We start from the raw sequence: 14,150 nt of genomic DNA on the forward strand, positions 1-14,150 counted from the left end.
TGTCGGTGTGGGCCACAGATACCCTGCTGGTCCAGGGCCGCCGAAGCTACCGACCGGGATGCGCCGGGCAGACTAAACAGGATTGTGGAGGCTCCGGGTGACGTCTGGGAACGAAGAAGCGGTGATCACCCTGAAGCCGGAGATAGAGGATCTGGTAGCACCTGAGGCCTGGCCACGGCAGTCGGTGGGTGACCCGACCGGTTCGTCTTCCTTCCCGAAGGTCTTACGCCGCCGCCTCGACAGATTCTTTGCCGACCAGAAGCTCTCCCCCAAAGCCGACCGAACGATGTGGGTCAAGATCGCCGCGGGTCTCGCGGTGCTGGCAGGCAGTTGGATCGCGTTGTACGCGTGGATGCCGGGTTCATGGAAGTTCGTTGCGCTCTACGTTTTGAGCGGTCTCGCCCAGACATTCCTCTTGCTGAACATTGCCCATGACAGCAACCACAACGCCATCTCGTCTGTGCCATCGGTAAACAAGATCCTGAACTATGTCTTCGATGTTTGCGGAATCAACTCGTACATGTGGCGCATCCTCCATCACCGAGGCCACCACTCCTGCATCAACGTCCACGGCGAAGACGACGCGCTTACGGGGCGGAGCATCTTTCGATTTACGCCGCATGAACCCCGCTCGGCCCTGCATCGGTTCCAGCACATCTATGCGCTGTTCTTTTACGCGATGTTCTCTCTGGACTATGTTTTCGTCAGGGACTTTGAGAGCTTCTTCTTCCCGTCCCACGACTATCTGAAACGCGACAGGCATCCGCTGCGGGAGTACTTCATCCTCTTCGCGGGGAAGGCGTTCTACCTGACGTACATGCTGATTTTGCCGGTTGTGGTGTTGGGGAGATCGCCTCTGCTGGTTGCTGGGGCATTCGTGCTGGTTCACTTGATCATCGGTTTGACCGTATCGCTGGTATTCCAAACGACGCATACTGTCGACACAACGTACTTCCCCTCGAACCGCAGCGAGTTCGACAACGGCGTCTATCACATCTTCGCGACGACGGCTGATTATGCAACGAGCAATCCGGTCGTAGGTTGGCTTACGGGCGGCCTCAACCATCACATCGCGCATCATCTGTGCCCTTTCGTATGCCATACCCACTATGCTCCATTGACCCGGATTGTGAAGGAGACCGCCGAAGAGTTCGGCGTCCCCTATCGCCAACATCCGACAATGACTCGGGCAATCTGGCATCATCTGATACTTTTGAAGCAACTGGGAAACGAAAACTAATTTTGAGCGTTTAGTCTTTTAGCTATGGCTAACCCAATCGCTTCAGGCAAACTACATGAAACTCCCCACCGTTCTACGCAGGTGTCCGGACAGCCGTCCGGGCGGCGAGGTGTAACGTTGCCCGCACAGATACCCTCCGTCTCACGATCACGTTCTTTTGCGGATTCGCGCGCCATGGCCGCCAATCCCGTGCAGGTATTGTCCAAGTACACCGAACTCTTCGGCGACACATTCCGGTTCTATCTGGGTGGCATTAAAGAGGCCATCGTTACTACCAATCCCGCGGTCATTCAGCACGTGCTGAAGACGAATGCGGACAATTACCAGAAGTCCGAAATTCAAGTGAAGCGGATGGGCCACTTCCTGGGCAAAGGTCTTCTTACTACCCACGGGGAACCCTGGAAAACACAGCGACGTCTGATCCAGAAGGGTTTTGACCGAAAACAACTTGAGGCTCTGTCGGCGATCATGCAGGATTCGCTCGCCGAGTCGCTACGGGATTTCGATAGACAAGTGCGCGTCGGGCCCGTCGATATCTATCCCCAACTGATGAAGATGACCTTCGCGATGGTCGCTCGTTCGCTCTTTGGCGCCAAACTGAAGGACGAAGACATCGACGTCGTCAGCAATACGATCTGCACTGTCCAGGAATTCATCGTTCGGCAAACCCTTCAGCCCTACCTGAATCCGTGGTTCGAGGTCTCGGGCGAACTGCGGAGACACGAAGAGATGCGGGCTCGCGCGGACAGCGTTCTTATGGAGTACATCAAGACGCGCCGCCATCAGGCGCCCGGCAACGATCTGCTGCAAACCTTGATGGACGCCCGTTATAGTGACGGCGAGGGCATGAGCGATGAACTGGTCCTGAGCGAGAGCATGCAACTCCTGGTCGCCGGCCATGAAACATCGTCGAACGCTCTGTCATGGCTTCTCTATCTCCTAAGCTCGCGTCCGGATTGCCTCGAAAGAGTACGGGAGGAGTTCCATTCGGTACTCGGCGACGCGCCACTGAGCTTCGGCGATGTTTCCAGGTTGCCGTTTACCACTCAGGTCATCCTGGAGGCGCTGCGCCTCTACCCGCCGTTTTGGATGGTCGACCGCATGGCTGTCGCGGACGACCGCGTTGGCGATGTCGACATACCGCGAGGATCGACGGTCATTGTGTTCGTGTATGGCGCGCACCATGCGCCGCGCTACTGGGAGAGCCCGGAGAGTTTTGACCCGGAACGTTTTGCCAAAGCGAACGAGAAGTTGCAAACGCCCTTCACCCATCTGCCCTTCGGCGGCGGACCGCGGGGCTGCATCGGCGGTCACTACGCGATGCTGCAAATCCTGATGATTCTGAGCGATCTGCTTAGAAAATACGATTTTCAGCTGATTCCGGGCCAGATGATCGAAGCGCGTCCGATGGTGATCTTGCGACCGAAGCACGGGATTCGCATGACCTTCACCCAGGCAACCGCACGCGACCGTCATGCAGTCGTTCAGGAATAGAGGTAATCGACCGAAGCGGGAGGAAGGGACATTATGCGCAGAAAGAGTCGGATGTTTACGACATGGTCGGTAGCAGCGGTCGTTGTTGCTTTCGGTATTATGCTGTCTATTCCCAGAGTGGCGTTGGCGCACGCAGTGTTGGTTAGCTCTCAGCCAGCGGTGAACAGTACCGTCTCAGGAACGGAGGTCGCTGTCCTCCTGAAATACAATTCACGAGTCGACATGGAGCACTCGACTCTGACGCTGCTCGAGCCTGACGGAAAAGTAGAGAAGGTCGCCATCGAGAGCGAGCCCGAACCCGGGGTGCTGTCTGCCAAGTTGACCGGACTGGTTAAAGGGGCCTATGTGTTGCGCTGGCAGGTACTGGCAACGGATGGACACATCACGCGTGGTAAAGTTCCGTTCCAAGTAGAATAGAGGCCTCCCTCTTGATCTGGTTCCTGCGCGATATTGATCTGCTGAGTGTTTTAGCACGCGCGGCGACGCTGGCCTTCGAGGCGCTGCTGCTCGGAGGCGTTGCCTTTCTCCTGGCTGTGGTGCGCCCGGCGAGGGCGAGCGGGACCGTCGAGGATCTTTGCCGCCGCGGTATCAGAATGGCGGCACTCGCGTTTGTCGTTGGCCAACTTGCCCTTATCGCCTTCTCCGGCGCCATCCTGATGAGCGGCTCTGATTTGACGTTCAAGGATGTAACGACTACCGGCTTCTTCCGTGCCGACTTCTTCGCGATCCTGTTCGCGATTGGACTCTGGAGCTGTGCGCGATTCAAAAGCAATAAGGCTACGGTTGCGCTATTTCCCTTAAGCCTGCTGTTGCTGGCGGCTACGGTCTCTACCAGCCACGCGGCAGCCCGCATCGACCATCGCGTTTTGTTGGCGATTCTCACTGCCGCTCATCATCTCGGCACAGCTGTCTGGATCGGCGCAATGGCGTATCTGTTGATCTCCCTGGGCCGCGTCGAAGACACCAACGAAGCCCGGCAGTTGACTCAGCGTTACTCCAGGATGGCGCTGATAGGCGCGGCGACGCTTGTATTGGCCGGAGTGGGTATGGCCTGGTTCTACGTGGGATCGTGGAGCGGAATGTACACCACGGCCTACGGCATCATGCTGGTTGCCAAGATCTTTCTCTTGCTGGCGATGATTACGCTCGGCGCCGGAAATTGGTTTTTGGTTCGGCGTCTGGCCAGCGATCCTGAGCCTTTGCTGGTGCGGTTGCGCCGGGTTGTCGAGGCGGAGGTCTGTCTCGGATTTCTCGCAGTGTTGACGGCGGCTTCGCTGACCGCACAGGCGCCCGCGATCGATGTGAACGCTCAGGACCGGCTGACGTCCCACGAGATCTACGTCCGCTTGCATCCAGAGACGCCGCGCATGAGCAGTCCCCCCTTGACTGCGCTTGCTGCTCCGAGTTCACTTGCAGAGGCCGTGCAGGACAGTCAGTTCGTCGCAACTGTCGGGAGCGACGACATCGACAGAGCATGGTCGGAGTACAACCATCATTGGGCAGGGCTGATTGTGCTCATCGCCGGGTTGCTGGCGCTTCTCAGCCGTTATCGCACGATGCGCTGGGCCCGCTTTTGGCCGCTGACCTTTGCCGGTTTGGCAGTCTTCATCCTGTTGCGCGCTGACCCGGAGAATTGGCCTCTTGGGCCACGTCCCTTCTGGCAGAGTTTTGCCGCCCCCGACGTGCTGCAACATCGTGTCGGGGCGCTCCTGATCGTGGTCTTCGCGGCATTCGAATGCGCGGTACAGGCAGGCAAGTTAAAAGCGCGATGGGCCAGTTACGTCTTTCCGGCAATGTGTGCTCTCGGTGCCGCGCTGTTGTTGACACACGAACATTCGGCCAAGGACGTGAAGGAATCAATGCTTGCAGAGTTGAGCCACACCCCGGTTGCCCTGCTTGGCATCACCGCGGGTTGTAGCCGATGGCTAGACCTGCGTTTACCCAGAAGCCGCATGGCCAGCATTGCCAGTTACCTCTGGCCGGTGTGCCTGGCACTGGTCGGCATTGTTCTGCTGAATTACCGCGAGCTGCCATAACGGTTGTAAATCGCGTCGAGTCGCCTTGATCATTCCGGTGGCGTGACTTCACTTCAAACGAAAAGATCGAGCACTCTCACTTAGGCGATCAATTAACGTCTTCGGAACGATGAGACCTAAGCTCATCGCTAAAATGATCGTGACGGCGGTCATACCGTCAGCAACTGTCGCGCTTATGAGCTCCGATGTCGCATGGGAGCCGCCAGCAAATTGCACAAGGCCGCTAGCCGTCCTGAATAAGTAGACGCCCGGTATCATCGATACCACCGAAGCGAAGCCGATGGCTGCAAACGGCATCTGCCAGCGGCGCGAAACTGCAGTGAGAATTAGCCCCACGACAAGACATGCGGCCATGGCGCCGGTTGCGGCGTTGGAACCAAATACAACAATGGACCACCACCTGATAGCGTGAGCAAGCATTCCAACGACGACTGGCCACGCCAGCATGCGTAGCGGTGTGGAGAAGAAGACGCTGTACGCGAAGACAGCGACGCCGGCCGCGATCGTATCGAGCCACAGAGGTACCTCCCGGGCGGGTGGGTCTATAGGAAAGGACGTGCCAATAAGGGCGAGTCCAAGCAGGAGTCCTGTGGAGATCGCTAAGACCACGAGCCCCGCATAGATCAAGCGGGCGGCGCCCAAATCAACGCGGCCCCTGACCAGATCCAATGCGCCGTTGAGCACATGCGGCCCTGGCACCAGGATCATGCATGGGCAAACTGCGATAAGGCGCAGGGTCGAGCTCAACTGGTACCGAACCGCCAGCGCGCCTATAACGCCAGAGAGCAACGAGGCGAAGAATGGTTGCAGGAAAACGTTTGTTTTGTGGCGCGCTAATTTGCGACGCAAGATGGCACCGGCCCCAGCGCTCACGAATATAAGAGCTGCCGCGGTTAGATGTTCGACACCGAAGATCACCGCTAGTGCAACTGCACCCGCCGCCGCGGCAAGCGTGAATAGCCATGTAGGTGCCGGGGGGGCCTGTGAAATCGTCCTGATGGCCTCCGTTGCATCGTCGAGCGCGAGCCGGCCAGCGCTGAGATCTTCTATTGCCCGCATCGTGGATACCACGCGATCCATGTCTACACCGGTAGGATCGGCCGCCACGGCGGCGAGAAGCCCGACGTCCCCAGCCTTGGCCTGGAGTTGCAGTTCTCCCCATCGCGCGAAGATCTTGCCGTGCTGCCCAACTATGTCGCCCACCCGGTCGGCCGCGTCCAACGTCTGTTGCGTGGATTGACCATTCACGAACAGGACTCGAGCAAAGGCGAGGACAAGATCGGAACGCTTCTCGAAGTTCATACGTGTACCTCATTTGCACATCATTCGAAGGTGGCAATTCGTTCTCTGATCCAGAAGCGAGCCACATTGAAAGATGAACCCACCCCCAGCGCGAGCCGAATCGGCTCGATCCTAGTGCTCGAACCCAGTGGAGGTTAGTGTTTGTTACGGGCTATGGTCGAGACGGCAGCCTACGTAACGCTTGACCATTTTCTTATAACCATACTCGGTCGAACTCATCTTGCTTGGGTGGTGCAGGGCGGCTTGGTTGAGCATGAGGTCCGTTGTCCAGGGCGCAATGCGTAATCTTCGACGCTACTTCGCCGAACCGCCGTATACGGTAGGCTCACCGAGACTGCCGGCTGGCGGAAGGTGCCGAATGTAAAGCACTATGTGCCAAATATCGTCGTCGGAAAATTCCGTGGCAGAGGCAGGCATACCGGAAGGAGAGATACCGTTCTTGATAATCCACTTGAGTTGCCCATCCGTATAGGCCTGGACTTCGGCGCTGGAAAGCGAGGGGATGGGCGGAGCGATCGACGTGGCGAAAGGCACACCCGTGTTCTGGCCATCCAGTCCGTGGCAGACCATGCAGTACGAGGTAAAGTTTTGTTTGCCATCCTCAATATTCTCTGCGCTTGCGGCCACTGGGTTGACGTCTTTTTTACCGCCAATCGTGATGTGGTGCTTCGTCCAGTTGACGACATGGGTCTCCGTTGCTGACGGTGCGCTGACGCGGCATCCCGAAAGACCAATCGACAAAATCGAGAGCAGACTCAGGGAAAGGAAACGAACCGATCTCATCTCACTATTGAATCACATGCACCGTCATCGCCATCGCTCTGTGTCCCACCGCAGTAGACGCCACAGTTCGCCTTGAAATCGCCTGTCTGATCCGGCGTAAAGAGAACATCGTTAAACTCGCCGGCCTCGATCTTCGCATTCAGGTTGAGCGTGTTGATCCGAGACTATGCCGTGCATCGTCAGAGGTAAGGTGAAGTTTATAGGTTTCCCCTTGTGCAGCGTAATCTCTATCAAGCTCCAAAATCGAGGTCATCATGTTTCGAGCCGCTCTGGCTGCAACGGCCATGACCGTTGCGCTGTCTCTTCCTTCTGGGTCCGTTCTGGCGCAGCTTCCGCGGCCGAATGGCGGAACCTGAAAAATAAATACGAAATCGATGGCGTATCTTTCGACCCCTGAAAGCTGACTGCTTAAACACCACCCCCACCACGCATTCCACCACAAACACACCATCAAAACACCACGTCCAAACACCGGTTTTCGCCAAAATCCCCAGCAAAAAACACCAAATCCAGCGCAAAAAAAATGAACCCGGGGGCACGGGTCGAGACCAGGTTTCTGAATGTTGTCTAGACTGCGGCACTAATAGATGCCAGGGTGGTTGCAACTTCGCGCAACGCACTATCTGACGTGAGGTAGTCGGGTGAAAGCCTAAGCCGATTGCCGCGTGCATCGGTGGTAATACCGCTCCGTTCGAGCGTTTCTGCAAGCGATACTGCCGCAGTGTTTTCGATCGTCAGGAATCCGCCGTGTGAATCGTCCGCGCCCTCCGCTGCGATTCCAACGTCCGCTAGATATCGTTTGAGGCGACTGAGACGGTCGATGCAATACGCCCGAATTCGGGTCACCCCCAAATGAAGAGCGAACTGCTGACCAGCTCGAGCCTGGTAGTAGGTCAAAATTGGAGGAGTGGATTCGAGGAATGCGTCTCCACCGTGCGCGAAGCGTGGTGGGTCAGGTCGATTGTAGAGAAACGGTTGGTCTTTGGCGAACCACCCGATGTCGATTGGCTTCAGGCCACTGGAAAGGGCGTCCGGAGATATATAAAGAAAGGCTGCTCCAGGACCGCCACGCAGGTATTTGTAACTTCCTCCGATCATAAAATCAGCTTTCATCCTGGCGACATCGATTGAGAAGACTCCGACAGCATGATACGCATCCACGAGGAGACGAGCGCCCGCCTTATGGCAGTGCTCCGCAAGAAGATCAAGATCAGGCACGACCTGCCCGGTGATAAACATCACCTGAGAGATCACGACAAGATCGACGCCATCATGGATCTTCTGCATCAGTTGTGAGAGATTGATACCACCCTCAGCCACCTCGCAGGAGACGAACTGGAGGGCGATTCTGCCGAGTGCTGCGTATTGCTTTAGGATCACATCGATCGAGTCAAACTCTCCAGTCGTCGAGACGACGCGTGGAATACCTGGAAGCGCATTGAGAACAGTGCGTAGCCCTTGTCCTGCTGAGGTTTTTGGCACGATGCAGTCGGATCTGGAAGCGCCAATGAGTTGCGCAAGTCGGGCGCGGTGCGCGTGCTCTTCTTCAAGCCATGGGCCCCAAGCAGCTCCGAGGCTGGTTTGCCAGAGGTGAAAGCCTTCGCGAAGATCCTCTTCTGTCTGATTGAGTGGACGGCCCAACGAGTGATTCGCCAGATAAATACCCGGCGCCGCGAGCGTTTTGGAGAAGAGTGGAAAAACGTGAAGGTGGAGAGTATCTTCTGTGAGCTCACCTGGGCCTATCGCTGCGAGAGCATCTGCGAGACTCATTCCCTTGGTGCCTCCGTTCGCGAAGCCAGAAGCTCAGGAAAAAAAGTAAGCTCCAATGCTTGTCGCAAAAAGGCAACGCCCGAGGAACCGCCGGTGCCGTGCCGGAAGCCGATGATGCGCTCGACCGTTTTGAGATGACGGAAGCGCCAGAGTTGGAAGTATTCCTCCACGTCCACCAGCTTCTCGCACATCTCATACGCCACCCAATGTTGTTTTGGGTCGCGATATATATCGCGAAAGACTTCCACGAGAGCTTCATTCCTGGTGTGAGGCGTAGACCAGTCGCGGTCGCGGCATTCGTCGGGGATGCTATAACCGTGCCGAGCAAGATATCGCAGGAACTCGTCATAAAGGCTGGGAGATTCGAGGGTGCGATTGAGATCGTTGTAGATCGCCGCATCGTGCGCAAAGACTTTGAGGTTGTCGAGGTTTTTATTGCCAAGGAGAAATTCGAGTTTGCGATACTGGAACGACTGAAATCCCGAGGCGCTTCCAAGGACCGATCGAAACTCCATATACTCCGACGGCGTGAGCGTTTCGAGAACAGACCACTGCTCGAAGAGTTGCATCTGGATGAGTTTTACGCGCGACAGAATTTTGAGGGTGGGTGGAAGTCTGTCACGGCGTATGTGGTCGATCGCAGCCGTAAGCTCGTGGATCACCAGCTTAATCCATAGCTCCGAAACCTGGTGCTGGATGATAAACAACATTTCATCGTGATGTGGCGGTTGAGATAGCGGTCGTTGTTGCGCAAGTAGGCCGTCAAGAGAAAGGTAGCCTGAGTAGCTTAGTCTGTCAGAAAAGTCGCTTACGATGTTTGGTTCGACCGGGCGTTGATTGGTATTTGTCATCTTCACCTACATACGAATACTAACTTCCCCGCGGAACAATTTGCGAGTGAAGGTCTTGATGACGATGGCTACGCGTCGCGTACCAGGACTATCTCCTTGGGTGCGGAGGTACCACTAGAACTGGAATTTACGTGGCGATTGCTGTTTCGGCGCCCACTGGATCACTGCGAAACAGGATCTGGACCAGGCAACGGTAAATTATCGGCCGACTGCGTCTGCTGAAGAAGGCGATATCCATCTCGAGTCCGAATATGATATTTCTGCAGGTTTTTGCCAACGAGCTTTACCGTTATGGTGCGCCACCCCCGATTTGGATTGGGTTGTGGATAGTAGCTCAGAGTGTACAGATGAGCCAGGTCATCTCGAATGGAGGCAAACGCCTGTTTCTCATCTCTCCAACTCTTCGAAAAATAGGCTTTACCACCTGTGACCTTGCTCATTCGCTCAAAGACCGCGGTAGAAACCGGCTCATCTTCGGCTTGCTGAGTACTGATCATATAAATGATTGTTCCGGTGGATTGGGCCAACTCCGCCACATCCTCAGGGGGCACCAGGCTTGCATTGTCAGGACCATTAGAAAAGACGACGATAGCTTTTTTACCGGTGAGACGGGCGGCATCCTTTACCGTCAGCAAGAGGGAGTTATAGAGTGCAGCGTCATCACCGGCAACTGTATTGCGCACGCCACGCAAGGCTTGCGTCCGGTCGGACGTAAGCGCAGATACGCGGGAAAGATCCCGACTGTAAGAATAAAGTGCTACCTTGCTAACACCTTCTAGAGACCGGATGAAATCGGCGATAGAGTCCTGCGCGAATACAAATCCCCGGTACATGTAGTTGCTGGTGTCGAAGAGAATAAAAACGTTGGCCCCTGCCGCCCATAAGTCTGGAGTTTTCACCGGATCCCCGGCAGCGGATTTCTGCACGATCGTCACCGCACCTTTGCCTGTCTCCTGCGGAAGGTGGCCGCCCGACGGAGAAACGTCAATCAATCGCCTCGGTGGTTCGTTCCCCTCCTCGAAGGTGGCGGTTTTTTCGGGAATTTTGTCCTCGGTAATCGAGAAGTCTTCTGGATTAAGACCACTAACGTAGTTCCCCTTCCCGTCAGTTACGGCGATATTCAGTTGTACAAGCACGACGCTCACGCGAATGCGCGAAGAATCATCTTGGGCAGCGCCGGAGCCACCACCGTAGAAGGGGAATGAAAGTAACCAGAGAAATAGAAAATTTCGCTTTGCCATACTTTTCCTAATGTGTGTTCGCATCGTTTCCCGCCCGCCCAGACATCGTAGAAGTGATATTGCTGCCAGGGAAACCGGCAGTTTTGCCCTGTCGAAACTCCTCTCCTGTTTCTTGAATGGCACGAAGAATTGCCGGCCAATCATCGGGCTCCGTCGCAAAGATCTTACTGATGGCACGTCGGCTCAGTTCTGGAACAAGGCTGTTTAGCGCCACAGGTGAATAACCCATCTCATCTGCGAGGCGAGCCCAATATAAGTTACTGGACTCCCATGACTCTCCAAAGAGGCGGCTGGAATAAGAGCCAAAGAAGGGGAAGGGTTTTACATTCAGCAACTGACAAGCGTTGGTTCGGGCCAGCGTCGGATGGGGCACACCGAAGTCTCTCGATAGATGCTCCCAGCTTACTTCAACTGGAAACTGTTGTTGTAGCTCCTGCAGTTGTTGACTTGCCGGTCCCCAGGAACCCTTTTCTTCGGGAAATCTACTACCATACTCGGCAGCAAGGTAAGAGGTCTCGGCCGGGGTCATCCGCCGAAGCATCGCAGCCACGTCTTCGGTACGAAACAGTGACTGTTGAACTCGTTCCAATCGTTGCGACGTCAAGCGATCAGAGAGGATGCCGATTATCCTCTCCCTGATCTGGGCATTTCCTACAGACGCCATCAACAACTCTTCTCCAGATTTCTGATAAAGGGTGACGGCATGAAGTTCAACCGGGGTCACGCTCCACCAGCGCGGGAGGGTGGCGCTAACTAGAAGTTCCGGCACTAAATCTTTCCAGATTAGTGCTTGTATGTTTTCCGGAGAGATAAAGTCCTGCTCCGTTGTCGCTAACGCATAAGACAGATCGACTAAAGATCCAACCAGATATGCTCCGCCGCCAGCAGGTGATCCTGCGCCCAACAGCATGGGAGCGCTCCAGAGTCGATCCGGGCTCTGTATCGAAACTCCAAGAAAGTCGTGCGAGCGAACGAAGAGCGGATTATGGTGAAGCATCTGAGCCCCGGGAGGTTCATAGTACGCGTAGTTCAAACCAACCAGAGTATCGCGCAGAAAAGGCGTGAGCTGGCCACGAGCTGTTTCAAGCTGCACGTGCGAACCTTGCTCTTTAATAACCTTCGTCAAATCCGTACGCACCTGCAGTTCCGCGTGATGTGCGGTGTAGTTCGGAGGCGCCCAGCTGATCTTCTCACTGTTGGTGAAGATAGGGCGTGGCAGGTCAAATTCGCGGAGTTCTGCCGCAAGTGGAAGCAGTGCGTCGCTCTTGCCTTTCCCCTGAGCCATCTCCTTAAGGCCATCACTGAGGGCGAATAACGTGTCAAGGGAAACGAGCCGCTGGTCTTCCAAAACCGAATTGATTCTGGCGGCTAATGCGATATGCTCGCGTAGTCCGTCTGGAGTTACCTGACGTGGGCCTGCAAGCAACTCAACGAGTTCTTCTTGAGAGGAGTCCGCCTTAGCGCCTGCCGCAAGCAGAAGTTCCTGGAGAGATTTCTGGGCACTGTCGAAGAGTTGTGTGGAGGAGGAGATCGTGGTGAATGGTTCAATCACTTTCTGCCATGACGTATTCAGTTCGCGCTCTGGAATTTGTCCTTGTCGGGCGAGGATCTGCCAGAGCCCGACAGTCGCCTGAAAAGCTCCCAGGGCATTCCCACGCATTGTCTGGTTGGAGATTTTGTCGATTGCGTCCGTCGATTTCATGAAGCTTGTGATGCCTGCTTCGTTCAATTCTGGGAACTCAGCGAACACCAAATACCAATTGTTCAGCTCTGAAAATCGATCAGCCAGTTGACGCACTGTCTCTGCGGATAAGTGATTCCCTGGCTGGCGCACGCGGTCTAATTCACTCAACGTGAGATAAATTTGAAGCGGTCCGCTATTACTGTCTATCGAGGAAAGTGCGGTCAATGTTTCGAGCAACTGTTCTGGACGATCCCAGTTCCGGGCTCGTTTGACCCAACTGCGAACGGTTTTAGAGTCAGACTTTTGGAGAAGAATCTCTTTCCAAACGTCGAGATTTCCTGGCACGTGGGGATCGCCGTTAGACTCCCATTGAATGCGAGTAAACAGCACCAAAAGATCGGGTGCTCTCGGAAATACTCCTCTAACGGCATTGCTTCCGTTGGCGCCTTTGCGAAATACGTCGTAAAGTTGTTTGAGGCGCGGAGCTTCCGTAAGGTGCATTTGCTGCGTCCGACTGACACGCGACAAGGTGTCATAGTAGGCAGCCAGCCAGCCGCTGTCTTTCGCAAGCAAGGCGGCGATGAAGTCCCCGGACGACTCTGGACTCGCGCCAACCAGTTCCTTCCAATCCCCGGCAGCACTCTCTCCCCCGGGTACAATCACTCGCCCAGAGCGAATACATACTTGGCTTCCATAAAAATCCAGGATGCTTCCAAACGGGAGCAGTTTCCTTAGACCTGGCGAATTCCGCAATGCTAGGGTGGTTTCGTCGTCTATTTTAGCTAGGGCCCAATAAAGGCGAGCCACGGAAGCGTCGCTGAGCAGCGCGTCTATCAGGCTACCCGACCTTGACTTCGCACTTTGGCTTAGCCCCATCCAGTCGCTTTCGTGGAACAGCACTGGAACCCGAGAAGCCGGATAGGAATACGTAAACGGTATCCCCTTCTGGAGAGCTTCTTCGAGTTCAACCAGAGGAAAGCCTGAATCGATCGTAAGAAAAGCTCTCTCGGGGTTTGCCGTCTCTAAGGTAAAGTTTTTCTGACCACACCCTTCCCGCAGCCGGTAACCCAGGATCTGAACCAGCGTGCCAGCGTCGTCACAACCGGCAACCCGGATGGTGCTGCTCGCTCCTGCCAGAACTTGAAGCTCTCTCGCCTGACTAACATATCGATCAATCAAGATAAGGAATTCGGTCGGAGTGCTCTGCTGATAGCCACGAAGGTAGATGTTTCGTGCTAGTAGGGCCAACACATCGGCTTCGGAGGCCTTTTGACTAATGCCAGCCATACGGAGAAAAGATCGAAGAGGACCGGGGATGATGACATTATCCCTTTGAGGGGCTGGCGTGTTTGTCGCGAGCGACTGGGAGTCCGATGAAGCCGATAGGGATGCTGCCTGACTCGCGCCGCAAGGGTGAATCAGGCAATAAACACTAAAACATAGCCATACTGCTGTGGGAATGGGCGATAGACGGAAAGGAGACTTCATCGCTGGACACCTTCTAAGAACCGCGAAGACTTATAGCGCCGACGACAACGGGTGTGACAACCCAATAAAGAACGAAGTCTATATGGGTCGAAAACTAAGAACCGGAATTCTACCGCGAACTCGGGTTATTTCACAGATACGCAATCTATCGGCTGTTCCCTTCGACAGGTAGGCGTGCCCTAACCGGTTTATGACTAAACACCTCTGATCAAGAAGATTTACGGCATGCAGTGTTGGAGGGTACTCTACTACCACTGTGCC

At 55.3% G+C, this 14,150-nt stretch carries 10 protein-coding genes; 4 read left to right on the plus strand and 6 right to left on the minus strand.

From position 1 onward, the window contains the following. Window positions 1-97 precede the first annotated feature (97 nt). From HDF12_RS20440 to HDF12_RS20455, 4 genes are all read left to right on the plus strand, one after another. A complete protein-coding gene (locus HDF12_RS20440; protein WP_179586447.1) occupies window positions 98-1,240 on the plus strand; it encodes a fatty acid desaturase family protein in 1,143 nt (380 codons plus the stop codon). A gap of 174 nt (window positions 1,241-1,414) precedes the next feature. Continuing rightward, window positions 1,415-2,734, plus strand: coding sequence for a cytochrome P450 (locus HDF12_RS20445; RefSeq protein WP_179586449.1), 1,320 nt, complete (start codon window positions 1,415-1,417; stop codon window positions 2,732-2,734). 33 nt (window positions 2,735-2,767) lie between these two features. After that, complete coding sequence (locus HDF12_RS20450) at window positions 2,768-3,151, plus strand: copper resistance CopC family protein (RefSeq protein WP_218892514.1); 384 nt, start codon at window positions 2,768-2,770, stop codon at window positions 3,149-3,151. An 11-nt stretch (window positions 3,152-3,162) separates the two neighbouring features. Beyond that, a complete protein-coding gene (locus tag HDF12_RS20455) occupies window positions 3,163-4,770 on the plus strand; it encodes a copper resistance D family protein (RefSeq protein ID WP_179586451.1) in 1,608 nt (535 codons plus the stop codon). A 48-nt stretch (window positions 4,771-4,818) separates the two neighbouring features. Here the strand turns inward: HDF12_RS20455 and HDF12_RS20460 are convergent, their stop codons facing one another. The 6 genes from HDF12_RS20460 to HDF12_RS20485 form a co-directional block, all read right to left on the minus strand. After that, window positions 4,819-6,072, minus strand: a complete 1,254-nt coding sequence (locus HDF12_RS20460; protein WP_179586453.1) for a threonine/serine exporter family protein — start codon at window positions 6,070-6,072, stop codon at window positions 4,819-4,821. A gap of 294 nt (window positions 6,073-6,366) precedes the next feature. Then, entirely contained in the window at window positions 6,367-6,855 is a 489-nt protein-coding gene (locus HDF12_RS20465) for a c-type cytochrome (protein WP_179586455.1), read from the minus strand. Window positions 6,856-7,422: 567 nt separating this feature from the next. Next, window positions 7,423-8,625, minus strand: a complete 1,203-nt coding sequence (locus tag HDF12_RS20470) for an aminotransferase class V-fold PLP-dependent enzyme (RefSeq protein WP_179586457.1) — start codon at window positions 8,623-8,625, stop codon at window positions 7,423-7,425. Beyond that, window positions 8,622-9,476 (minus strand): tryptophan 2,3-dioxygenase, encoded by an 855-nt coding sequence (locus HDF12_RS20475; RefSeq protein WP_179586458.1) that lies wholly within the window; start codon window positions 9,474-9,476, stop codon window positions 8,622-8,624. The genes HDF12_RS20470 and HDF12_RS20475 overlap by 4 nt, the downstream gene beginning before the upstream one ends. Window positions 9,477-9,637: 161 nt before the next feature. After that, window positions 9,638-10,717, minus strand: coding sequence for a VWA domain-containing protein (locus tag HDF12_RS20480; protein ID WP_179586460.1), 1,080 nt, complete (start codon window positions 10,715-10,717; stop codon window positions 9,638-9,640). Between the two features lie 7 nt (window positions 10,718-10,724). Continuing rightward, entirely contained in the window at window positions 10,725-13,688 is a 2,964-nt protein-coding gene (locus tag HDF12_RS20485) for a hypothetical protein (protein ID WP_179586462.1), read from the minus strand. Window positions 13,689-14,150 lie beyond the last annotated feature (462 nt).

Origin of the sequence: Tunturiibacter gelidiferens (genome assembly GCF_013410115.1) — a bacterium.
Lineage (GTDB): Bacteria > Acidobacteriota > Terriglobia > Terriglobales > Acidobacteriaceae > Edaphobacter > Edaphobacter gelidiferens.